The 22,051-nt window shown below is 73.0% G+C and carries 20 protein-coding genes; 8 read left to right on the top strand and 12 right to left on the bottom strand.

Annotated elements, in window-relative coordinates; genetic code table 11:
- Positions 1-145: 145 nt before the first annotated feature.
- From EFE23_RS08330 to EFE23_RS08320, 3 genes are all read right to left on the bottom strand, one after another.
- Positions 146-655 (bottom strand): RNA polymerase sigma factor, encoded by a 510-nt coding sequence (locus EFE23_RS08330; RefSeq protein WP_123240320.1) that lies wholly within the window; start codon positions 653-655, stop codon positions 146-148.
- Positions 656-807: 152 nt separating this feature from the next.
- On the bottom strand, positions 808-3,792 hold the full coding sequence (locus EFE23_RS08325) for a UPF0182 family membrane protein (protein ID WP_199736972.1): 2,985 nt from the start codon (positions 3,790-3,792) through the stop codon (positions 808-810).
- 127 nt (positions 3,793-3,919) lie between these two features.
- Positions 3,920-4,933: a YlbL family protein gene (locus tag EFE23_RS08320; RefSeq protein WP_199736971.1), complete on the bottom strand. Its 1,014-nt coding sequence runs from the start codon at positions 4,931-4,933 to the stop codon at positions 3,920-3,922.
- Between the two features lie 184 nt (positions 4,934-5,117).
- On the opposite strand from EFE23_RS08320, the gene EFE23_RS08315 reads away from it, so the two are divergent.
- Positions 5,118-6,320, top strand: a complete 1,203-nt coding sequence (locus EFE23_RS08315) for a zinc-dependent metalloprotease (protein ID WP_123240318.1) — start codon at positions 5,118-5,120, stop codon at positions 6,318-6,320.
- Between the two features lie 41 nt (positions 6,321-6,361).
- On the opposite strand, the gene EFE23_RS08310 is transcribed toward EFE23_RS08315, so the two are convergent.
- Both EFE23_RS08310 and EFE23_RS08305 read right to left on the bottom strand, forming a co-directional pair.
- On the bottom strand, positions 6,362-6,964 hold the full coding sequence (locus EFE23_RS08310) for a hypothetical protein (protein ID WP_123240317.1): 603 nt from the start codon (positions 6,962-6,964) through the stop codon (positions 6,362-6,364).
- A gap of 195 nt (positions 6,965-7,159) precedes the next feature.
- Entirely contained in the window at positions 7,160-7,690 is a 531-nt protein-coding gene (locus EFE23_RS08305) for a M48 metallopeptidase family protein (RefSeq protein WP_123240316.1), read from the bottom strand.
- A gap of 493 nt (positions 7,691-8,183) precedes the next feature.
- On the opposite strand from EFE23_RS08305, the gene EFE23_RS28450 reads away from it, so the two are divergent.
- The 3 genes from EFE23_RS28450 (at position 8,184) to EFE23_RS08295 (ending at position 11,022) form a co-directional block, all read left to right on the top strand.
- Entirely contained in the window at positions 8,184-8,351 is a 168-nt protein-coding gene (locus EFE23_RS28450) for a DUF5679 domain-containing protein (RefSeq protein WP_007464795.1), read from the top strand.
- 200 nt (positions 8,352-8,551) lie between these two features.
- Positions 8,552-9,679 (top strand): hypothetical protein, encoded by a 1,128-nt coding sequence (locus tag EFE23_RS08300; RefSeq protein WP_123240315.1) that lies wholly within the window; start codon positions 8,552-8,554, stop codon positions 9,677-9,679.
- Positions 9,676-11,022 carry an ABC1 kinase family protein gene (locus EFE23_RS08295; RefSeq protein ID WP_123240314.1) on the top strand — a complete coding sequence of 449 codons (1,347 nt, stop codon included), beginning with the start codon at positions 9,676-9,678 and terminating at the stop codon, positions 11,020-11,022. Before EFE23_RS08300 ends, EFE23_RS08295 begins: the two co-directional genes overlap by 4 nt.
- Positions 11,023-11,319: 297 nt before the next feature.
- Here the strand turns inward: EFE23_RS08295 and EFE23_RS08290 are convergent, their stop codons facing one another.
- The 3 genes from EFE23_RS08290 to EFE23_RS08280 all read right to left on the bottom strand — a co-directional run bounded on the left by EFE23_RS08290 (position 11,320) and on the right by EFE23_RS08280 (position 14,361).
- Positions 11,320-11,685, bottom strand: a complete 366-nt coding sequence (locus EFE23_RS08290) for a WhiB family transcriptional regulator (protein WP_123240313.1) — start codon at positions 11,683-11,685, stop codon at positions 11,320-11,322.
- A 134-nt stretch (positions 11,686-11,819) separates the two neighbouring features.
- The gene (locus tag EFE23_RS08285) at positions 11,820-12,074 is read right to left on the bottom strand and encodes a hypothetical protein (protein ID WP_123240327.1); all 255 of its coding nucleotides are present in this window, start codon (positions 12,072-12,074) and stop codon (positions 11,820-11,822) included.
- 124 nt (positions 12,075-12,198) lie between these two features.
- Positions 12,199-14,361, bottom strand: coding sequence for an ATP-dependent DNA helicase UvrD2 (locus EFE23_RS08280; RefSeq protein WP_123240312.1), 2,163 nt, complete (start codon positions 14,359-14,361; stop codon positions 12,199-12,201).
- Between the two features lie 80 nt (positions 14,362-14,441).
- Between EFE23_RS08280 and EFE23_RS08275 the strand changes: the two genes are divergently transcribed.
- Positions 14,442-14,684: a mycoredoxin gene (locus tag EFE23_RS08275; RefSeq protein ID WP_123240311.1), complete on the top strand. Its 243-nt coding sequence runs from the start codon at positions 14,442-14,444 to the stop codon at positions 14,682-14,684.
- 61 nt (positions 14,685-14,745) lie between these two features.
- Here the strand turns inward: EFE23_RS08275 and EFE23_RS08270 are convergent, their stop codons facing one another.
- A complete protein-coding gene (locus EFE23_RS08270) occupies positions 14,746-16,020 on the bottom strand; it encodes an MFS transporter (protein ID WP_123240310.1) in 1,275 nt (424 codons plus the stop codon).
- Positions 16,021-16,252: 232 nt separating this feature from the next.
- Here EFE23_RS08270 and EFE23_RS08265 point away from each other — a divergent pair, with 232 nt between their 5' ends.
- The 3 genes from EFE23_RS08265 (at position 16,253) to EFE23_RS08255 (ending at position 18,027) form a co-directional block, all read left to right on the top strand.
- On the top strand, positions 16,253-17,230 hold the full coding sequence (locus EFE23_RS08265; protein ID WP_123240309.1) for a helix-turn-helix domain-containing protein: 978 nt from the start codon (positions 16,253-16,255) through the stop codon (positions 17,228-17,230).
- Positions 17,231-17,304: 74 nt separating this feature from the next.
- On the top strand, positions 17,305-17,544 hold the full coding sequence (locus EFE23_RS08260) for a DUF397 domain-containing protein (RefSeq protein ID WP_123240308.1): 240 nt from the start codon (positions 17,305-17,307) through the stop codon (positions 17,542-17,544).
- A gap of 213 nt (positions 17,545-17,757) precedes the next feature.
- Positions 17,758-18,027: a hypothetical protein gene (locus tag EFE23_RS08255; RefSeq protein ID WP_123240307.1), complete on the top strand. Its 270-nt coding sequence runs from the start codon at positions 17,758-17,760 to the stop codon at positions 18,025-18,027.
- A gap of 204 nt (positions 18,028-18,231) precedes the next feature.
- On the opposite strand, the gene nudC is transcribed toward EFE23_RS08255, so the two are convergent.
- The 3 genes from nudC to EFE23_RS08240 all read right to left on the bottom strand — a co-directional run bounded on the left by nudC (position 18,232) and on the right by EFE23_RS08240 (position 22,038).
- Complete coding sequence (gene nudC / locus EFE23_RS08250) at positions 18,232-19,179, bottom strand: NAD(+) diphosphatase (RefSeq protein ID WP_123240306.1); 948 nt, start codon at positions 19,177-19,179, stop codon at positions 18,232-18,234.
- Between the two features lie 37 nt (positions 19,180-19,216).
- A complete protein-coding gene (locus tag EFE23_RS08245; protein ID WP_123240305.1) occupies positions 19,217-20,554 on the bottom strand; it encodes a M16 family metallopeptidase in 1,338 nt (445 codons plus the stop codon).
- Between the two features lie 173 nt (positions 20,555-20,727).
- Positions 20,728-22,038: a M16 family metallopeptidase gene (locus tag EFE23_RS08240; protein ID WP_123240304.1), complete on the bottom strand. Its 1,311-nt coding sequence runs from the start codon at positions 22,036-22,038 to the stop codon at positions 20,728-20,730.
- Positions 22,039-22,051 lie beyond the last annotated feature (13 nt).

The following is a 22,051-nucleotide window of genomic DNA, read 5'->3' as shown; positions in this document are numbered from 1 at the left end:
GGTCCCGATCACCAGGACGGCGGCCAACGCGCCCAGCGCGGCCCGGTTCCGCGCCCGCCGGTCGGCCCCCCGGCGCAGCTGGTCCGGGGCCGGCAGCGCCCGCTCGTCGGTGTCGGCGGCCAGCGACCGGTAGTAACGGCCCAGTTCACGCGACATCGTTCACCTCCAACTCCTCGGCGACCACCCCGGGCAGCAGCGCGGCCAGCCGGGCACGTCCGCGGGCCAGCCACGACTTCACCGTTCCGGTGGGGACGCCGGCCTCCCGGGCGATCTCCTCCACCGACATGTCGAACAGGTAGTGCAGGGCGAGGGCCTGGCGCTGCCGGGCCGGCAGCTGGCGGAGCGCGCCCACCAGGAGCACGGTCTCCTCGCCGGGCGGTCGGACGTCGTCGGGCGGCCCGGTCCGGCCGGCCGCCAGCCGCCAGGCCCGCAGCCGCCGCCAGCGGTCCGTGGCGAGCCGGCTGATCACCAGCCGCAACCACGCCTCCGGTGCCGGATGGGCGGCCAGCTTCGCCCACTGCCGCCAGGCCCGGGCGTACGCCTCCTGGACCAGGTCCTGGGCCTCAACGGGGCTGTCCGCCACGGCGCGGCCGTACCGCAGCGCCCGCGCCGACGTGCTGCGGTAGAAGTCGTCAAAGCTGTTCGCGTCCCGCATCGAAGAATCCGCCTCCCCTCGTTCCACCTGCCCTGTTGACGGTGGAACGGGGTGCCGGGTTGCGGCTCTTCCGTCCGGTACGCGACAGCACAGGCCCGTGGCCCGGGACCGCTACGGGTTCCGGGCCACGGGCCGGTGTGGACGGGTCGGCGTCAGCCGTTCGGCGAGGCGGACGGTGAGGTCGGCGGCGACGCGGACGGGCTGCCGCTCGGCGCCGGGGCGGCCGAGGGGTTGGCTGCCGCCTGCGCCTCCTGGAACGCGGTCATCGCCTCGTCCAGCGCCTTCAGCGCCCGCCCGTACCGCTCGAAGTCGCCGGATGCCTGGGCGGCCTTGACCTCGCCGATCGCGGTCTGCACCCGGTCGGCGGCCTGGGCCAGCTCGCCGGTGAGCGCCGGCGAGCTGGTGCCCCCGGGCGGCGGGGTGGTGCCGCCGGAGCTGGGCGGGCTGCCGGCGGCGGCCCGCTTGCCCTGCTCGACGAGCTGCTTGATGCCGTCGGCGAGGTTGTCGGCCAGCACCACGTAGGAAGCGCCGTCGCCGTACGACAGGAGCACCTTCTGCAACTGCGGGAAGGCCTTCTCGGTGTTGCTCTTCACGTAGACCGGCTCGACGTAGAGCATCCCGTCGCCGAACGGCAGCGACAGCAGGTTGCCGTACTGCACCTGCGCCTGGTTGCCCGAGGAGAGCAGGTTGAGCTGCTGTCGGATGTTCGAGTTGGTGTTGATCATCTGCTGGTGCACCTGGACCGGGCCCGCCGTGCGGGTCTGGTCGGGCAGCTCCAGCACCTCCAGCCGGGGCTCCCCCGCCACGTACGACCCGGAGATCAGCGCGGCCAGGTTCTGCCGGCCGTTCGGGGTGACCGCCGAGGTGAGCTGGAAGCGCGGCCCCTCGTCCTGCCCCGGGAACTGGGTGTAGAGGTAGTACGGCGGCTGCTTCTGCCCGCTGTCCGGCGCGTCCGGCACGTTCGGCACCTGCCAGAAGTCCTGCCCGGAGTAGAAGTCGCCCGGGTCGGTCACGTGGAACCGGGTGAGCAGGTTGCGCTGCACCTTGAACAGGTCGGACGGGTAGCGGAAGTGCGCGGCCAGCTCCGGCGGGATGTCCGCCTTCGGCTGCACCAGGTCGCCACCGAACGCCTTGTTCCACGCCTTGAGCACCGGGTCGTTCTCGTCGAACGCGTAGAGCCGGACCGTGCCGTCGTACGCGTCGACCGTCGCCTTCACCGAGTTGCGGATGTAGTTGACGTTCTCCCGGGCGAGCTGGAAGGTGCCCCGGCCGGTCAACTCGTCGGCCGTCTCGGCCTGGAGGTTGACCCGCTCGGCGTACGGGTAGGTCGCCGCGGTGGTGTAACCGTCGATGATCCACTGGATCCGACCGTTGACCATGGCCGGGTACGGGTCGCCGTCCACGGTGAGGAACGGCGCCACCTTCTCCACCCGGTCCCGTGGGTTACGCACGTAGAGCAGCTTGGAGTTGTCGTTCACCGCCTCGGAGAGGAGGAAGTTCGACTCCTGCTCCTTGATCGCGTAGAGCAGCCGGCGGCCGAACGAACCGATCTCGACGCCGCCCTCGCCGGTGTAGGTGTAGTACTGCTCGCCGCCGGTCGAGGTCGGGCGGTCGAACTCGACGTTGCGGTCCCCGGTCTGGCCGACGATCGCGTAGTCGTCGGCCTCCATCCGCTCGCCGTAGTAGATCCGGGGCTGCTGGGCCGGGATCTGGTCGGTCGACGAGGAGCAGCCCTGCGCCTCCTTCCCGGTGTCGCCGAGGAAGCCGGAGACGAAGTACGGCAGGCCGTTGCAGACCTGGTTGGCGGGGGCCGCCACCAGGCCGTACCCGTGCGTGTAGACGGTGTGCCGGTTGATCCAGTTGCTCTGCTGGGCGGTGAGCTGACCGTAGTTGATCTCCCGGACGCCGACCACGTAGTCGCCGGTCTTCCCGCCGACGGTGTACCGGTCGATGTCCAGCTTCGGGCCGAAGTCGTAGAAGCCCCGCACCTGCTGGAGCTGGGTGTACGTCTCGGAGACCAGTTGCGGGTCGAGCAGCCGGACGTTCTGCACCACCGAGGTGTCGGTGGCCAGGGAGCCCGGCGGGGTGAGGTTGCTCGCCGGGTACCCGGCGCTCTTCGTGTCGGTCAGCCCGAACGCGGCCCGGGTCGCCTCGATGCTGCGCTGGATGTACGGCGCCTCCTTGTCCCGGGCACTCGGCTTCACCTCGAAGGTCTGCACCGCCCACGGGTAGATGCCGCCGATCGCCACCGCGGAGACGCCGAGCAGGGCCAGCGCGATGCCGGGCCAGACCAGGTTCCGCATCACCGCGTTGGAGAACACGATGATCGCGATCGCCACCACGACCGAGATGTACGCCAGGATCTCCTTGGCCGGCAGCAGCGCGTTCACGTCCGCGTAGCCGGCGCCGTAGAGCTTGGCGCCCTCGTTGTACTCCAGCAGCATCGCCCGCCGGTCCAGCACGTACGCGACCGCCTTGAGCAGGACGAAGACGGCGATCAGGGTGCTCAGGTGGGCGCGTGCGGCATTGGTCATCCGGTCGCCGACGCCCTGCAGCCGCACCCCGCCGAAGACGTAGTGCATGGCCAGCGCGCCGAGCAGCGACAGCACCACCGCGGTGAAGGCGACCCCGAGCAGGTAGCGCCAGAACGGCAGTTGGAAGACGTAGAACCCGACGTCGACACCGAACTCCGGGTCCTTCACCCCGAAGCTGCCGCCGTTGCGGAAGAGCAGCCACTGGCTCCACCGGCTCTGCGCGGAGAGCCCGGCGAAGAGCCCGATGACCACGGAGGCCACCGCGATCCAGGTGCCGAGCCGGGGGCTCAGCAGCATCCGGTAGCGCTCGAGGGTGGCCTGCTCCGGGGAGTGCGGGCGCAGCTGCGGTCGCAGCCGGTGGGCCAGCCACAGGTTGACCGCGATGACCAGCGCCATGCCGAGCCCCACCAGGAGGAACAGCAGCAGCCGGGTGGTGAGGACGCCGGTGAAGACCCGGGTGTAGCGGACCTCGTCGAACCAGAGCCAGTCGGTCCACGCGTTGACCCCCCACCCGAGCAGGGTGAAGAGCACGAACACCCCGATCAGGACCCCGATGGTGACGCGTCCGCGCCGGCTCATCCTCGGCAGGGGGCTGCTACGCATGACCACTGTTGGCTCCGCACGCTCGATGTGATCGGCTCCGACCAGGCACCAAGAGTACGGGGTGTTCCTGAACACGTCGGGTCAAGGTCACGTCACGATCCTCGCGCGCAGCCGCGACCGGTTCGGGTCAGCAGCGGGTGGGCTGCCCTCCGGCGCGGAGCGTATCGAGCGCCTTCAGCGCGTCGTCCAGCGACGCCACCTTGAGCAACGGCAGGTCGGGCTGCGGGTTACGGACCGCCTCAGCGCAGTTGTCGGCGGGCACCAGGAAGACCTTCGCGCCGGCCTCCTTGGCGCCGACCAGCTTCTGGGCGATGCCGCCGATCGGACCGACCCGGCCCTCGTCGTCGATCGTGCCGGTGCCCGCGATGATCTTCCCGCCGGTCAGGTCGGTCGGCTCCAACTTGTCCACGATGCCGAGGGCGAACATCAGCCCGGCGCTCGGCCCGCCGATGTCGCCGAGGTCGATCTTGAGGGTGAACGGGTGCGGCTGCTGCTGGTCGATCTCGACGCCGATCCGCGGCCGGCCGTCCTGCTCCCGGCTGGTCACCGTCGCGGTGGCCGGCTCGCCGCCCCGGGTGTACCCGATCTTCAGGGCCGTCCCCGCCGGCTTGGCCCGGATCAGCTCGGTGAGCCGGGCGGCGCTGGTCACCGGCTGGCCGTCGACCGAGGTGAGCACGTCGTTGGGCTTGAGCACGTCGACGGACGGGCCGCCCGGGGTGACCGCCTTCACCAGCACCCGGATCGGGTAGCCCAGCTTCCGCAGGGCGGCGGTCTCCGCGCTGGTCTGCGAGTTCTGGAAGTCCTCGGCGTTGCGCTTCTCGACCTCCTCCTGTGACTCGCCCGGCGGGTAGACCAGCTCGCGCGGCACCACCGCCTCGTCCTCGGAGAACCAGCCGGCCAGCGCCGACCGGAGCCGCACGGTGGGCTGCACGCCGACCGTGGTGAGCCGCAGCTGGCCCGCCGAGGTGGACGTCGCGCGCCCGGTGACCTGGATGATCTCCTTGCCGTCGGCGGTGCCGAGGGTGTTGACCGTCGGGCCGGGACCGAGCACCACGTACGGGATGGGCACGCTCAACACCCCGACGCTGAGCAGGGCGGTGAGCAGTGCACCCAGGAGGACGGTCAGGCCGCGACGTCTCATGCGGCAGAGCGTACCGATCCGGGCGGAGACGTCCGGGGCGGTGAGCGCCGGACTTCGCCCTCAGCGCAACGCCGACGGGCGCGACCTGCGGCGTCGCCCGCGTACCGTAGACGACGTGCCTGATATTCCGTTCGGATTCGCGCTGCCGGGTGGGCAACCACCAGACCCCAACGATCCCGCGCAGATGCAGCAGTTCATGTCGCAGTTGCAGCATCTGCTCTCCGCGCCGGGCAGCGGGCCGGTCAACTGGGACCTCGCCCGTCAGGTGGCCGCCAGCCAGCTCGCCGCCAGCGGCGACCCGGCGGTCTCGCCGTTCGAACGCAACGCGGTCGAGGAGGCCCTGCGCATCGCCGACCTCTGGCTGGAACCGGCCACCTCGTGGCCCTCCGGCATCCGGACGTCGGTCGCCTGGAACCGCAACGAGTGGATCTACAAGACCCTCGACGTCTGGCGCAAGCTCTGCGACCCGGTGGCCAGCCGGATGGTGGGCGCCATGGGCGACCTGGTGCCGCCGGAGGCCCGCGCCCAGCTCGGCCCGATGCAGTCGATGGTCGCCACGCTGGGCGGCGCGCTCTTCGGCGGCCAGCTCGGCCAGGCGCTCGGCTCGCTCGCCGTCGAGGTGCTCTCCGCCGGCGACATCGGCCTGCCGCTCGGACCGGCCGGCACCGCCGCGCTCGTCCCGGCCAACATCCGGGCGTACGGCGAGGGCCTGGAGCTGCCCGAGGACGAGGTACGCCTCTACGTCGCGCTGCGCGAGGCCGCCCACCAGCGGCTCTTCCAGCACGTGCCGTGGCTGCGCGGGCACGTGCTCACCGCGGTGGAGAACTACGCCGCCGGCATCCGGGTCAACCGGGAGGCGATCGAGGAGGCGATGGGCCGGGTCGACCCGACCGACCCGGAGTCGATGCAGGCGATCGCCCTGGAGGGCATTTTCACCCCGGAGGACACCCCGGCCCAGAAGGCCTCGCTGGCCCGGCTGGAGACGGTGCTCGCCCTGGTCGAGGGCTGGGTGTGCCACGTGGTCGACAGCGCCGCGGGCGACCGGCTGCCCAACGTCGTCCGGCTGGGCGAGGCGTTCCGCCGCCGCCGGGCCGCCGGCGGGCCGGCCGAGCAGACGTTCGCCGCCCTGGTCGGCCTGGAGCTGCGGCCGCGCCGGCTGCGGGAGGCCACCGTGCTCTGGGCGGCGCTGACCGAGCACCGCGGCATCGCCGGCCGGGACGCGGTCTGGGGTCACCCCGACCTGCTCCCCTCCGACGACGACTTCGCCAACCCGGAGGCGTTCGCGGCGACCAGCACCGACCTGGACGAGGAGCTGGCGAACTTCGACTTCACCGCCCCCGGCGCCCCGGAGGAGCAGACCCCGGGCGAGGACGACGACAAGTCCTGACCCGCTCCACCGTCCAGGATCCGCAAGCGCCTCGCGGCGGGTCAGCCGGGGTGGCCGGAGAGCAGGGCCCGGGTGGCCTCCCAGCCCTCCACCGCCGGGTCGAGGGTGGCCAGGTCGGCCGGGCCGCGCAGCCGGCGCCAGCCGGCGGTGACCGCCACGTCCCCGGGGTGCGGCGCCGCCGCCCGCACCTCCGCCGGCGCGGCCCTGTCCAGGTCCAGCGCCGGCAGCCAGTCCGGTACGGGCAGCCGGGCGGCCACACCGAGCAGCCCTCCACCGCCCCCCTCCACCGGGGCGACCGCGACCGGCCGGCTGGACAGCGGCCGGAGCAGCTTGCCGAGGGTCAGCCCCGGCACGTCCGGCGCGTCGGCGGCCACCACCGCCGCCTGGTCGTACCCGGTGAGCGCCGCGAACACCGCGTTCGGGGTGGGCTCCGCGACCTCGTGCACGGCCGTGCCGGGCCAGACCACCGCGTCGGCCAGCCAGCGGTCCGCCGGCGTCACCGCGACGGCGGTCTCCACCTCGTTGAGCGTGGCCAGCAGGTCCACAACGTCCTCGGCGAGCACCGTCCGCCACCGGGTCGGGTCGGTCCCCGGCGGCGTCCAGGGCACCGGTCCGAGCAACGCCACCACCACACGTCGGGCCACCCGATGACCCTAACCCCTACCCACGCCCCACCCTCCCACCAAGATCCGCCCAACGTCCCGGAAGTAGTACCCCCGCAGCGCAGGCGCAGGCGCAGGCCACTCTTTCCCCGAAACAGTGGCCTGGGTGCGCGGAAAGACCACTCTTTCCCCGAAACAGTGGCCTGCGTGCGGCGGGGCGGGGTGTCGGCGGGGCGGTCAGTCGGCCAGGGGTACGCCGCTGGCGGCGGCGACACCCTCCAGGTAGCCACGGGCCCGTTCGGTCTTCGGGTACCGCCCGACCAGGCCCCAGAACGAGGCATTGTGGCTGGGCACGATGAGGTGCGCCAGCTCGTGCAGGAGCACGTAGTCGACCACCCAGTCGGGCATGTCCTGGATCCGGTGCGAGATCCGAATGGTGCGGTCGGCCGGGGTGCAGGAGCCCCAGCGGCCGTTCTGGTTGGTGACCCAGCGCACGCTGGTGGGGACGGCCGCGGCGCCGTGCTCGGGCAGGTACAGGTTGATCAGTCGAGTGGCCCGGGCCAGCAGCTCGTCGTCGGAGCGGGCGAGCCGGCCCTCCCGGGCGGCGAGCCGGGCCAGCATCCGGTCGACCCACTCGCTCTCCTCGGCGCGGGAGAACTGGTCGGGGATGAGCACCACGACCCGCTCACCGTCCCGGTACGCGGACACCGTGCGTCGCCGGCGCTGACTGCGCCGTACCTCGACGACGGGCTTCCGCGTCGCGGCCATCACTGACCCGCGCAGCCTCGGATGACTGTCACGAGGGAAAGCTAATGCGTAGTGACCAGGGGTCCGCAAGAGTCAACACGACGAAACGCGCCCGGAAAATGGTGGTTGGTCGTCAGGAGTCCTGAAAAATTTCTTTGCGGGAGACCCGTCCGCCGCTCCGGAGCGTCACCTCGGAGCCGGCAACAACGTTAGGTGATCTACGGACGCGCCGTCGCGCCGGGGCGCCCTGAAGGGGGATCCGAGCGCATTCATCCGGCGTGTCCCCGCCAAACTGACTTATCCGACGTAATGCGGCATGCACACTCTCGACGTCGACTAGCTCACAGAGTCGGCGCACAGCTGACATGGAACCGCCCATACCTGGGTAGGGTCCGCCAACCAGCGGTCACGAGCGTGGCCGCCGAGAACCCCCCGGCGCCGGTGCCCCGCGTGGCCCGCCGCAGGGAAACCCGCCGGGACGGCGTGCCCGGCGGACGAGACGAGGAGGGCTACCGTGGCCGACCAGGCCCAGACCTACAACGGTTACTGCGTGAAGTGCAAGGAGAAGCGGGACTTCGAGGGGCACGTGGAGGTCTCGAAGACCGGCATGAACATGGCCAAGGGCAAGTGCCCGGTGTGCGGCACAACAGTGAACCGCATCCTCGGCAAGGCCAAGGTCTGACCCGTACGGGTCACGTGGGGAGGGGCGGCCGCCGGCCGCCCCTCCCCCGCGCGTCCGCGTCCTGACTGTCAGCTCACCGACACCGGTTACCGGCCGGTTGTGGACAACCCCGCCCCTGCCTGTGGACAACCCTGGACAGGGACGGGCGCACCTGTGGACAACGATCGACGGAGAGCGCGGACACGGTCACGATTCGTGTCATGACCCACCCCAGTCCACTCCCCCGCCCCACCCTCCTGCCGGGCCTGGCCCGCCTCTGGCGGGACCGGCACACCCTCCAGCTCGGCGTCGAGCCCGGCCGGGCGGTGCTGCTGGAGCTGGTGAACCCCCGGGCCGCCCAGCTGCTCGACCTGCTCGACGGCACGCGCAGCGAACGGGCCGTGCTGGCGGGCGCGGCCACGGTCCAGGTGGCCCCGGCGGAGGCCCGGCTGCTGCTCGACACGCTCCGGGCCGCCGGCCTCGTCGTACCCGCGCACAGCCTGCTGCCCCGCGACCTCGCCGGGCCGGCCCGGGCCCGGCTGGCCGGCGAGGCGGACGCCCTGGCCCTGGCCGTGCCCGCACCACCGGCCACGCCCGCCCAGGTGGTGCGCCGTCGCCGCGCCGCCCGGGTGCTGGTCACCGGGGCCGGCCGGCTCGGCGCGGCGATCGCCGTCGGGCTGGCCCAGGCCGGCGTCGGGCACGTGACGCCCGGACTGGCCGGGCCGGTCCGCCCGGCCGACCTGGTCGGGACCGGGCTGACCGCAGCCGAGGTGGGCCGGCCGCTCAGCGCCGCGGTCCGCGCCGCGCTCGGCCGGTGCGCCCCCGGCACGGCGACCGCCCCGCTCCGGCGCGGCCGGGTCGACCTGGTGGTCCAGCTCGGCACCGACCGGCCCGCCGCCCTGCTGGCCACCGGGTACGCCCAGCGCCGCCAGCCCCATCTCCTGGTCGACGTGCGCGGCGGCGTGCCGGTGGTCGGCCCGCTGGTCCGGCCGCCGGCCGGCCCCTGCCTGAACTGCGTGGACCTGCACCGGGTCGACCGGGACCCGGACTGGCCCCGGCTCGCCGCCCAACTCGCGGCCGACGGCGGCGAGCGGGCCTGCGCCACGGCCACCCGGCTCGCGGGGGTGGCCTACGCGCTCGCCGAGGCGCTCGCCCACCTCGACGGGGCCGTCCCGGAGACCCTCGGGTGTGCGGTCGAGGTCGCCGGAGCGGGCCGCTTCCGCCGCCGCCAGTGGCCGCCGCACCCGTCCTGCCGGTGCTCCGGGCGTCGCCCGATCCGGGTCCGCCCCACCCGCTCCGGGCTTCGTAGCAGCAGCGAGCCCTTCGAGTCGGTAACAATGACCGGGTGACCGACATCCCGCGCCGGGCCGTGTCCCGGACCGCCAAGCTCGCCGCTCTGCCGCTCGGCTTCGCCGGTCGGACCGTCCTCGGCATGGGCAAGCGGGTCACCGGCCTCGCGTCCGACGTCATCTCCGCCGAGATCCAGCAGCGCACCGCCGAGCAGCTGTTCAGCGTGCTCGGGCAGCTCAAGGGCGGGGCGATGAAGTTCGGCCAGGCGCTGTCGGTCTTCGAGGCGGCGCTGCCCGAGGAGATCGCCGCCCCCTACCGGCAGGCGCTCACCAAACTCCAGGAGGCCGCCCCGCCGCTGCCGGCCGCCACCGTGCACAAGGTGCTCGCCGAGCAGCTCGGGCCGGACTGGCGGGACCGGTTCGTCGAGTTCAACGACACTCCGGCCGCCGCGGCCAGCATCGGGCAGGTGCACCGCGCGATCTGGCGCGACCCCGGGTACGGCCCGAACGGCGGCCCGAACCACCGGGACGTGGCCGTGAAGATCCAGTACCCGGGCGCCGGCGACGCCCTGCTCGCCGACCTGAAGCAGCTCTCCCGGCTGGGCGGCATGTTCCGCGCGATCCAGCCCGGGTTGGACGTCAAGCCGCTCCTGGTCGAGCTGCGCGAACGGATCACCGAGGAGTTGGACTACGAGCTGGAGGCCGAGTCGCAGCGCGCCTTCGCCGCCGCGTACGCCGATGACCCGGACATCTACATCCCGGAGGTGCTGGACGCCTCCCCGCGGGTCCTGATCACCGAGTGGGTCGAGGGCATTCCGCTGTCGGAGATCATCCGGGAGGGCACCGAGGAGCAGCGCGACCAGGCCGGTCGGCTGATGGCCGAGCTGCACCTCTCCGCGCCGATGCGGGCCGGGCTGTTGCACGCCGACCCGCACCCGGGCAACTTCCGGCTGCTGCCCGACGGCCGGCTCGGCGTGATCGACTTCGGCGCGGTGGCCCGGATGCCGGAGGGCACCCCCGAGCCGATCGGCCGGATCGCCGCGCTGGCGATCCGCGGCGACGCGGACGGGGTGGTGGCCGGACTGCGCGCGGAGGGCTTCATCAGCCAGACCGAGCCGATCGACGCGCAGGCGCTGCTGGACTACCTGCAACCGATGCTGACCCCGGTCGCCGAGGAGGAGTTCCGGTTCACCCGGGCCTGGCTGCGCGCGGAGGCGGCCCGGCTGGCCAGCCCCCGGTCGCCCGCGTTCCAGCTCAGCCGGCAGCTCAACCTGCCGCCGGCGTACCTGATGATCCACCGGGTGACGCTCGGCTCGATCGGGGTGCTCTGCCAGCTGGAGGCGAAGGCGCCGTACCGGGCGATCCTGGAGCGCTGGCTGCCCGGCTTCGCCCCGGTGAGCTGAGCCACGAATACGCCGAAGGGGCGGTGACCATCCGGTCACCGCCCCTTCCGATCAGGTAGGGATCTAGAGAACGCCCAGGTCACGAGCGGACTGGTTCCGGCTCTTCATCGCGACGGTACGGGCGGAACGGGTTGCCTCAGTGCTCGTGGTGGTGCCGGCCTGAGGCCGGGGCATTCGAGCCCGGGACAACGCTTCGTGGAGTAGTTGCATCTCGGTTCCATTCGTCATGTGCAGCATCGGTTTCGGCTTTCTTGTTCGGCCGGCGGTCGCCGGCGGGACGTGTGGAACGGGGTTGTGTCAGGCTGCCAGCCGGACCGCGCTGCGCGACTCGGACAGCCCATTGGCCGCCAGTCGCGCCTCGGCCTCGACCCGGAGCTGGGCGTCGCGGGCGAGGTCCTCCTTGCGCGGACGGCCACGGGGCCGCTTGCGCGGGACGACCGCGCCACGCTCGAAGATCTCGCCGCCCCAGACGCCCCAGGGCTCGGCCCGCTCCACCGCCCCGGCGAGGCACTCGACGCGCAGCGGGCAGTCCCCGCAGAGCGACTTGGCCAGCTCGAGCTCGGTGGGCGAGTCGGAGAACCACAGGTCGGGGTCGAACTTCCGGCAGGGCAGGTTCGCCTCCACCTCGACGCTCACGTCGAGCGGGGCCAACGCCAGACTCATCCTCCGGTCACCTCTCTCTCACTTCGATCTCGTGGATCGCATCTCTTCGGCACTACTGCGGTGCAAAAAAACTGAGGCCGCGGATCCCGGTGTGCGGGTTCCGCGGCCTCGAGGTGAGCCGGTGGTCTGATGGATCAGACCGGTCTACCTCGAGGTGGAACGCCGCGGACATCGGTGCGCTTCTTGACGTCGCCGATGCCCATGCCCGTGAAGCCACTGGTCCCCTCGACTCCGGCAATCGGCGCGACGGTCAGGTTCAGCTCGGCCTGAACCTGGACCTGGTGCACCTGCGGAGCCGACGGTCGAGCGGCAAGGGCCACCCGGACAGCCGACAGCGGAGCGCAGGCAGCTGGCATCGCCGCCGGACGCTCATAGGTGAAGATCTCCACGGGTGCCACCTCCCTCACGTTCCTCGTATCGACCATGGACTCGTCCCCCGTGAGCAGCCAGAATGGCGCCGCTCGCGAGGTGTGTCCTGAGGCTATTCCTCGCCTGCGGGCGAGGGCAAACGATTTACGGCTGGATTTCGAAACTTTTCTGCGGGCAGACCTCGTCCACCGCCGCGCCGGCCACCAGGGCCAGCACCGTATCCCCGTAAAGTCCCAGTTTGCGGGGACCGATCCCGGCGATCGCGATCAGCTCCTCGGTGCGGCCCGGCTTCCGCTCCGCCAGCGCGGTCAGCGTGGCGTCGGTGAAGACCACGTACGCCGGCACCTTCTGCGCGCCGGCCACCCGCTGCCGCCAGTCGCGCAGCCGCTCGTACAGCTCCTCGTCGAGGTCGGACGGACAGGTCGGGCAGCGGCCCAGCTTCCGGTCCGCGCCGGCCAGCAGGGTGGCGCCGCAGATCCGGCAGGAGACCACCTGGGTGCGCCGGCGTTCGGTCCGCCGGGCCGCCCCGGCGCCGGCCCGCTCGGCCCCGCCGCCCGAGCGGTCGAGCTGCGGCAGGAAGCGGGAGGGCCGCCGGGCCCGACCCCCCGGCGAGCGGGCCGCGGCGTACGACAGCCAGAGCCGCTCCCGGGCCCGGGTGATCCCGACGTAGAGCAGCCGCCGCTCCTCCTCCACCTGCTCCGGGGTCTTCGCGTAGCTGGTGGGCAGGGTCCCCTCGGCGAGCCCGACCAGGAAGACCGCGTCCCACTCCAGGCCCTTCGCCGAGTGCAGCGAGGCCAGGGTCACCCCCTCCACGGTGGGTACGTGCTGCTGGGCGGCCCGCCGGGCCAACTCGTCGTTGAAGTCGCTCAGGGTCACCGGGCGCTCGATCGCGGCGGCCTCGCCGATCGGCATCACCACGGGCGTCGCCGCGTACTCCTCGGCGAGCTGGACCAGGGCGGCGAGCGCCTCCCACCGTTCCCGCGCCGCGCCGCCGGCCGGGGGCGCGTCCGGTGCCCAGCCGACCGCGGCGAGCCCCGCCGCCACGGCGGCGGGCAGCGGCGTCGAGCCGTCGATCGACCGGGTGGCGGCGCGCAGCGCGATCATCGCCTGGCGCACCTCGGGCCGCTCGAAGAACCGCTCCGCCCCCTGCACCACGTACGGGACCTCGGCCTCGGTGAGCGCCTTCTCGTACGCCTCGGACTGCGCGTTGGTCCGGAACAGCACGGCGATCTCGCGGGCCGGCGTGCCCCCGGCGACCAGCGCGCGGCAGCGGGCGGCGACCGCGGTGGCCTCGGCCGGCTCGTCGGTGAAGATCCGCAGTTCGGGCTCGGGGCCGGCCGGGCGCTGGCCGTGCAGCTCCAGCCGCAGCCGGGCCTCGGCGCCCCGGGCCTGGGAGATCACCGCGTTGGCCAGCCCGACCACCTGGGGGGTGGAGCGGTAGTCGCGGACCAGCCGGACCAGGGTGGCGTTCCGGTACCGGCGCGGGAAGTCGACCAGGTACGACGAGGTGGCTCCGGTGAACGAGTAGATGGTCTGGCTGGCGTCGCCGACCACGGTCAGGTCGTCCCGGCCGCCCAGCCACGCCTCCAGCAGGCGTTGCTGGAGCGGGTTGACGTCCTGGTACTCGTCGACGACGAAGTGCCGGTACTGGCCGCGTACCTGCTCGGCGACGTCGGCGTGCTCCTCGATCCCCCACACGGCGGCGCGCAGCATGTCCTCGAAGTCGATCATGCCGTTGCCGCGCTTGAGCTTCTCGTACGCGGCGAAGACGTCGGCCACCTTCGCCGGCTCGTGCGGGGTCTCGCGCAGCGCCTTGGCCGCGGCCACCACGTACTCCCCCGGCTCGACCAGCGACGACTTGGCCCACTCGATCTCGCCGGCCAGGTCGCGGGCGGCGGCCCGGTCGGCGCGCAGCCCGACCTTGGCGGCGGCCAGGGTGACCACCCGGACCTTGCTGTCCAGTAACTCCGGCATGGCCCGCCCCTCCAGCAACCGGGGCGCGAAGTAGCGGACCTGGCGCAACGCCGCCGCGTGGAAGGTGCGTGCCTGGACGCCCGGCACCCCGAGGACGGCGAGACGGCTTCGCATCTCGGCGGCGGCGCGGGCGGTGAAGGTGACCGCGAGCACGTGCCGGGCCGAGATGTCCCCAGTGAGCGCGCGGTGGGCGATCCGGGAGGTCACCGCGCGGGTCTTGCCGGTCCCGGCGCCGGCCAGGATGCAGACCGGGCCGGCCGGGGCGGTCACCGCGGACCGCTGCTCCGGATCCAGTCCGGCCAGCACCCGTTCCGCCGCTGAGTGAACCGCCACAGCCAGGAATCATCCCAGCCCCCGCCGATGTTGCAGCGGTTAGCCTGGCCTGACCTGGAATCCCCTTGGAGGACCTGACCATGCTGACGATGTATTCCACCCCGTGGTGCGGCTACTGCCACCGGCTGAAGTCGCAGCTCGACCGGGAGGGCATCGCGTACGAGGTGGTCGACATCGAGCAGGACCCGAAGGCCGCGGAGTTCGTGATGAGCGTCAACGGCGGCAACCAGACGGTGCCGACCCTGCGCTTCGTCGACGGCAGCGCGCTGACCAACCCGTCGATCACCCAGGTCAAGCAGCACCTCGCCGCCCTCCCCGGCTGACCCCTCGCCCCGAAGCGGCCGCCCTCACCGAGGCGCGGCCGCTTCGTCGTTGATCCGGACGTCACCGCGCCCGGGGCCGGTGGGTCGCGGCGACGACTCCATGATCGACCGGGTCCGCCGGGCGGCGGGGGGCCGGGATGCGGGCCGGGGCGGCCCGGGGTGGAGTGAGGCGGCGGCCGTGCCAGAGGTAGAGACCGGCCGCCGTGGTGGTCACCCCGACCAGGGCGAAGAGCAGGCGGTAGTCGACGACGCCGACGAGCACCGCGCCGGTGCCGATGGAGAGCGCCTGCGGACCGCTGACCAGCGCTTCGGAGGCGGCGGCGACCCGGCCCAGCAGCGCCGCCGGGGTACGCCGCTGGACCAGCGTGTTCAGCCCGACCATGGTCAGCGGCAGGGACACCCCGGCCAGCAGCAGCGCCACCACCCCCAGCCAGAGCCGGGGGTACGCCAGCGCCAGCGCGGCCGGCCCGAAGAAGGTGACCCCGGCGGCGAGCGCGCCCACCTCCCCGGCCCGGCGCACCACGGTCGCGGAGAGGAGCCCACCGACCAGCCCGCCGATCCCCTGCACGGTGACCAGCACGCCGACGAACGCGACGTCCCGGCGCAGCCCCTGGTCCACGTACGCGAAGATCAGCGACTCGGTGAAGCCCATCACCAGCGACCCCAGCCCGTAGCCGAGCAGGGCCCGGCGCAGCGCGGGCTCGCCGGCCAGGTGCCGCAGCCCGGCACCCAGCTCGGCCGGCCAGCGCAGGTCGGCGCCGGACGGAACGGTCTCGGTGACCCGGAGCAGGCCGACGACACCCGCGGCGGTGAGGAACCCGGTCATCGCGAGGGCGACCAGCAGCCAGCCGCCGACGGCCGCGTACAGGCCGGCCCCGGCGAGCGGGCCGACCAGCCGGAGGCCCTGCCGGACGGTCTGCAGCACCCCGTTCGCGTCGGCCAGCAGGTCGCTCGGGACCAGGTGCCGGATCAGTCCGCTCAGCACCGCGCTCAACGTGATGTACGACAGCCCGTACAGCGCCGCCACCACGTAGATGACCCAGACGTCGGCCCGGTCGTGGACCGCGAGGAGCGGGCTGAGCAGCACGGCGGTGCCCAGGTTCGCGGCCACGAAGAAGGGCCGGCGGCGGTGCCGGTCGACCAGCCAGCCGACCAGCGGGGCGAGCGTCATCGGCGCGATGATGGCGAAGATGGTCGCGCCGGCCATGCCGTCCGACCCGGTCAGGTCCTTCACCCAGACGGCGAGGGCCAGGAGCAGGACCGACTCGGCCGCCATGCTGGCGACCAGGGCCACGAAGAGCAGGCGGAAATCGGGGCGGCGCAGGACGGAGCGCATCGGATTCCCTCCCGAGGGGAGGCGCCCGCGGCGGGGCGCGTCGGGGACGGGGGCCCGAGCCGCGGACCTCCTCGTCCGCGGCGCGGGCACCCCTCCACAGTCCTCTTTTTGTCTCGTGACACGCCCCCGCCGGAACCACCGACGCCGGTCGCGCCGTCCATACTGACCGTGGGGGGCGAATTTCATACAGTTACCGTCGCGTCTCGCGACGGTCGACGGAGAAGAGGACACCGTGCCTCCTACCGCACCAGGCCCGATCCTGCGCCGGCGCAGGCTCGGCACCGAGCTGCGCCGCCTGCGCGAGCAGGCCGGGCTCACCGGGGATCAGGTGATCGAACGGATCGGCTGGGCCTCCGCGTCCAAGCTGTCCCGGCTGGAGAACGGCCGCAGCCGCCCCGATCCCGACGACGTGGGCGTCCTGCTCGACCTCTACGGCGCCGGCGACGAGCAGCGCGCGGAGCTGCTGGCGATCACGCACGAGGCCGGCGACATGCGCGGCTGGCTGCGCAACTTTCCGGTCATGACCGAACAGCAGCGCGGCTTCGCGGAGCTGGAGGCGGGCTGCTCGGAGATCTCGGAGTACAACCCCGTGCTGGTCCCGGGCCTGCTCCAGACCCCGGGGTACGCCCGGCACCGGATCATCTCCGCGGCCCGCGTGGCGGAGCAGGCCGGCGACCCGGAGGGCGGCGAGGACCCGGAGAACCAGGTACGCGCCCGCCAGGCCCGCCAGTCCCTGCTGAACCGGCCGGACGCGCCCCGCTACACGGTCGTGCTGGAGGAGGCGGCGCTCGGCCGGCGGGCCGGCCCGCCGGAGGTGCTGCACGAGCAGCTCGTCCACCTGTGTGAGCTGGCCATGCTGCCGAACGTCACGCTGCACCTGCTGCTGCGCGACACCCGGGTGGGCGACTGGTACCTCCCGCCGACCGCTTTCTCGGTCTACCGGTTCGCCGATCCCCTCGATCCGGAGACGCTCGCCATCGAAGGTGGGTTCACCGACGTCATGTCGACCGAGGTAAACACCCTAAATCGCTATAAAGTGGTGTTCGAGTGGCTATGCTCGGCGGCGCTCTCCGCATCGGACACCCTCTCCTGGCTCATCGAGGCCACGGGACGGCCCGACACGGCAGTCGAGCCCACAGTGGCGTTCGGGCCGGCAACGGCGCCGACCCAGCGCCGCCGGGACTCGGGGCGTCTGACGACGGACCGGTGATCCACGCAGGACTGCCGGGGCGGCCCGCGGCGTCACTCGTCCCCATCGGAGCACTCCAGACCAGGAGCAGAACCATGAACGAGATCCGCAACAGCTCGTCCGACCTCGCGCAGCAGCTCGCCGTTGCCGCCTGGCGCAAGAGCACCCGGAGCCAGACCTCGAACTGCGTGGAGGTCGCACCCCTGCGTACCGGGCCGGCGGCGGTGGCGCTCCGGGACAGCAAGGACCGGGGCGGGCCGATCCTGCTGTTCAACCGGGCCGGCTGGCTGGGCTTCATCGCCGGCGCGAAGAACGGACAGTTCGCTTTGAACTGATCCGGTCAGTCCCGGGGGCCGTCGGCATCGGGCCGGCGGCCCCTTCGCGTGTCCACCCCCGACAACCGTGCTGACCTGGGGTCACCCGATCGGTCCAGCGCCGCGAACAATCGTTGAGTTTCACTTGCTGGGACAACGCCCGGGCGTAACATGTCGTCAGAGTGACGTGGAAGTTCCAGCGCGTATCCGTCCGTCCGTACCCGGGGGACACTCATGCGGTTCCTGATCGTCCGCACCGAGATCCGTACCGCCGCCGAGACCGAGATCGCCGCCGTGTGGGCGGGCGGTGGTCGGCTGCGGGACGAGACCACCGCGCCGGAGCCACGCCGCCAGGTCGTGCACGCCGAGGACCGGGAGGCCGCGCTGCTGCTGGCCCGGGCGCTGGCGTCGGTGGGCGCCGTCCGCTGCGGCCGGCACCGGGTCAAGGTGCTCCCGATCGCGGACCCGGAACCGGCGTACCCCGGTCCCTGGGGCGGCGGTTGACCCGCGGCTGACGTCCGTCGTGGTCGGACCGGCTCCCCCGCCGCGCTCCTCGCCTCACCGGCCACGGCGGCCCGTGTCCCCGGCCCGGGACCGTCGCGGCAACGGCGGTCCCGGGCCGGGGCCGCGTTCACGCCAGGTCGCCGACGTGGCGCCATCCCGATCGCACCGCCCCGCCAGATCCCCGACCTGGCGAGGCACGGCCGGTCAGCAGTGGCCGTCGAGCCAGCGGTGGACCAGGAAGAGGGCGATCGAGGACGGCGGTGGGAGCACCAGGCGGTCGCCGCCGTCCACGGTGACCGGCTCACCGGACAACGCGGCACCGATCTCCCGACGGGTGAACCAGCGGGCGTGCGCGATCTCGGCGGGGTCGACCCGGATCGGCTCGTCGGCGTCCGCGCGGGCCAGGAAACCGAGCATCAGCGAGCCGGGAAACGGCCAGGACTGGCTGCCCGCGTACGCGATCTCCTCGACCCCGACGCCGACCTCCTCGCGGACCTCCCGGAGCACCGCGGCCTCGGCCGACTCCCCCGGCTCGACGTAGCCGGCCAGGCAGGAGTAGCGGCGCTGCCCCGGGCTGCGCGCCCAGGTGGCGTTGTTGCCGAGCAGGCAGCGGCCGTCCGGGCCGCCGACCCCGTCGTGGATCAGCACGATCATCGCCGGATCGGTACGCGGCCACATCCGCTGACCCGTCGCGTCGACCCGGGACCAGCCCGCCTCGTCGACCTGCGTGGCGTGCCCGGTCGCCGCCGAGTACCGGTGCCGCAGATGCCAGTTGAGCAGGGCCAGCGCGGTGGTGAAGAGGCCCGCGTCCCGGTCGACCAGCAGATGGCCCACCTCGCGCAGGTTGACCGGCCGGGCGCCGGGCAGCTCCGGCAGCGGCGCATCCACCGCGAAGACCGGTACGCCGTCCGGCTCGACGCCGAGGAACATGGGCACCGAGCGGGGCACCTCGGGCAGCTCGGCGGAACCGATCAGCACCAGCTCCGGTGGCGCCGCCGGCCCGCGGACCAGCGCCCGGCCGTCGTCGGCCGAGTCGAGCACCAGCACCCGGGCCCGTTCCCACGCCTCGGCGAGCCAGTCCGGGTCGGTACGCCGGTGCGCCGCCCGGTCCAGGGTGGCGCGGGCCAGCGGCGGAGCGGGTTCGCCGCTCACGCCGCCGCCTCCCGGTCGAGCCGGATGCCGCGCTCGCTCACGCCGACTCCGTCCGGACCGCGGCCAGCGCGGCGAGCGGTTCGGCGACCCGATCGGCGTCCCCGAGTACGACGGTGACCGCCTTGGCCGGGGCGAGGTAGCGGGCCGCCGCCTCGGCCACGTCGTCGACGGTCGCCTTCGCCAGCCGGGCGGCGTGCTCGGCGAGGAAGTCCAGGCGCAGCCCGTTTCCGGCGTACGCGCTGGTCAACGAGGCCAAACCGGCCTGGGTGGACATGCCGAGCTGAAGCGTGCCGAGGGCGTACTGGCGGGCCTGCTCCAGCTCGTCCGGCTTCGGCGGCAGGGCGGCCAGGCGACCCAGTTCGTACATGGTCTCCAGCAGCGCCGGGGCGGTCACCTCGGTGGCCACCTCGGCGGCGGCGACCAGCACCGACCCGGCGACCGAGTGCTCGACCAGCGAGTGTGGCCCGTACGTGTAGCCCTTGTCCTCCCGGATGTTCTCCACCCAGCGGGAGGAGAAGTAGCCGCCGAAGAGCAGGTTGGCCAGTTGCAGCGCGGCGTGGTCGGGGTGGGTGCGGGGCACCGCGGGCAGCGCGATCCGCAGCGAGGACTGCACCGCGCCGGGCCGGTCGACCAGCAGCAGCGGACCGGGCTCCAGCGGCGGCGCGGGCGGCAGCTCGGCCACGTGCCCGTCGCCGTTCCAGCCGGACAGCGCCCGCTCGGCGGCGTCCAACGCGCGCTCCGGCTGCACGTCGCCGACCAGCACCAGCACCGCGCCGGCCGGGTGCACCCGCTCGGCGTGCAGCTTGCGCAGGGCCGGCGGCTTGACGGCGCGGACCTGGTCCGGCTCGGGGGTCTGGAGCGCGTACGGGTGCCGGCCGTAGATCCGCTTGAGCAGCGCGGTCCGGGCCAGGTGCGCGGGCTGGCTCTGGGCGACCTGGATCCGGTCGACCAGCCGGTCCCGCTCCGTCTCCACCCAGTCGGCCGGGTAGGCGGCCCCGGTCAGCACGTCGGCGAGGATCTCCAGCATCCGGTCCAGGCCGGTGACCAGGCCCGCCCCGGAGAGCATCAGCCGGTCCGGGTCGACTCCGGCCGACAGGCCGCCGCCGACCTTCTGCAGCTCGGCGGCGATCTCCGTGGCGGTCATGGTGGCCGTGCCGGAGAGCATGGTCTGCGCCAGCATCGCGCCCCGGGCCAGGTGGGTACGCCCGAACGGCATCCAGAGCCGCAGCTCGACCAGGGGCACCGCGGGCCGGCGTACGGCGATCACGGTGAGCCCGTTGCCGAGCGTGCGCTCGGCCTGCGTCGGCAGCTTGAGCCGGCGGTTCGGGCCGAGCGGCGGCAGCGGCCGGGTCCCGGTCTCCACGACGACACTCACTGGACCCTCTCCGTTCGCGACTGCGGGGCTCGCAAACCCGGCTCACTCCTCGCGCTCACTGGACCATCTCCGTTCGCGACTGCGGGGCTCGCAAACCCGGCTCACTCCTCGCGCTCACTGGACCATCTCCGTTCGCGACTGCGGGGCTCGCAAACCCGGCTCACTCCTCGCGCTCACCGGCCACCTCCCGCGATGACCTCGATGGACGCGCGGCGCTCTGGCCGCAGGGTGGCGGCGGCGGCGCGGACCTGTTCCTCGGTCACCTCGCCGACCAGCCGGGGCAGTTCGTTGAGCAGGCCGGGCTCGCCGCGTTGCTGTTCCAGCACGGCCATCCGCAGCGCCCGGCCGAGCACCGCGTCGGTGTCCCGCAGCAGGTGGGTGGCCATCCGGGCCTGGGTACGGGCCAGCTCCCCGTCGGTCAGCCCGTCGGTGGCCAGCCGGTCCAGTTCCTCGTCGACGGTGCGCAGCACCTTGTCCACGTCGCCGCCGGGTGGTAGGTGGGACTGGAGCAGCAGGGCGGTGGGGTCACGCACGTCGAACGGGTCGCCCATGAAGCCGAGGTAGCCGCCGACGCTGGTGACCGACCGGTCCCGCTGGACCAGCCGCTCGACCAGCCGGGAGGCGTCCCCGTCGGTGAGCACCTCGGCGAGCACCACGTACGGCAGGTACCCGGTGAAGTCGGTGACCGGGTCGGGCACCCGCCAGGCGCTGGCCACCGCGGGCAGCGGGGCCAGCTTGTCGGGGTACGAGGTGCGCCGCTCGGCGGTCAGGTCGGGCTCGGCGAAGTCGGGCCGCTCCGGGGCGGGGCGCGCCGATACGTCGCCGAAGTGCCGCTCGATCAGCGTGGTGGCCTCGGCCACGTCGATGTCGCCGCTGACCGCGAGGACCGCGTTGCCGCTCGCGTAGTAGCGACGGAAGAAGTCGGCGGCGTCGGCGACGGTGGCCGACTCCAGGTCGTCGAAGGAGCCGTAGCCGTCGTGGGCGTTGGGGAAGGTGTCGAACATGACCGGCGGCAGGGTCAGCCAGGGGAAGCCCCCGTACGGCCGGTTGAGCACGTTGACCCGGATCTCCTCCTTGACCACGTCGACCTGGTTACGCAGGTTCTCCTCGGTCAGCCGGGGGCCGCGCATCCGGTCGGCCTCCAGGAAGAGCGCCCGCTCCAGGGCGTTGCTCGGCAGGGTCTCGAAGTAGTCCGTGTAGTCCAGGTGGGTGGAGCCGTTGAAGGTGCCCCCGGAGCCCTGGACGTGCCGGAAGTGGGCCAGCTTCTCCAGGTTCTCCGAGCCCTGGAACATCAGGTGCTCGAAGAGGTGGGCGAAGCCGGTGCGCCCCTCCGGCTCGGAGCGGATGCCGACGTCGTAGACCACCGCCACCCCGATCACCGGGGCGCTGCGGTCGGGGGTGAGCACCACCCGCAGGCCGTTGCCGAGCGTGAACCGCTCGACCGGGTATTTCGTCGCTGGAATTCTCGCTCTCCGCGTCGGCACGTGATCGACCCTA

The organism is Micromonospora solifontis, assembly GCF_003725545.1.
Classification (GTDB): domain Bacteria; phylum Actinomycetota; class Actinomycetes; order Mycobacteriales; family Micromonosporaceae; genus Micromonospora; species Micromonospora solifontis.
The sequence above is the reverse complement of the archived record's forward strand: the minus strand, read 5'-3'. Positions and strand labels throughout refer to the sequence as shown.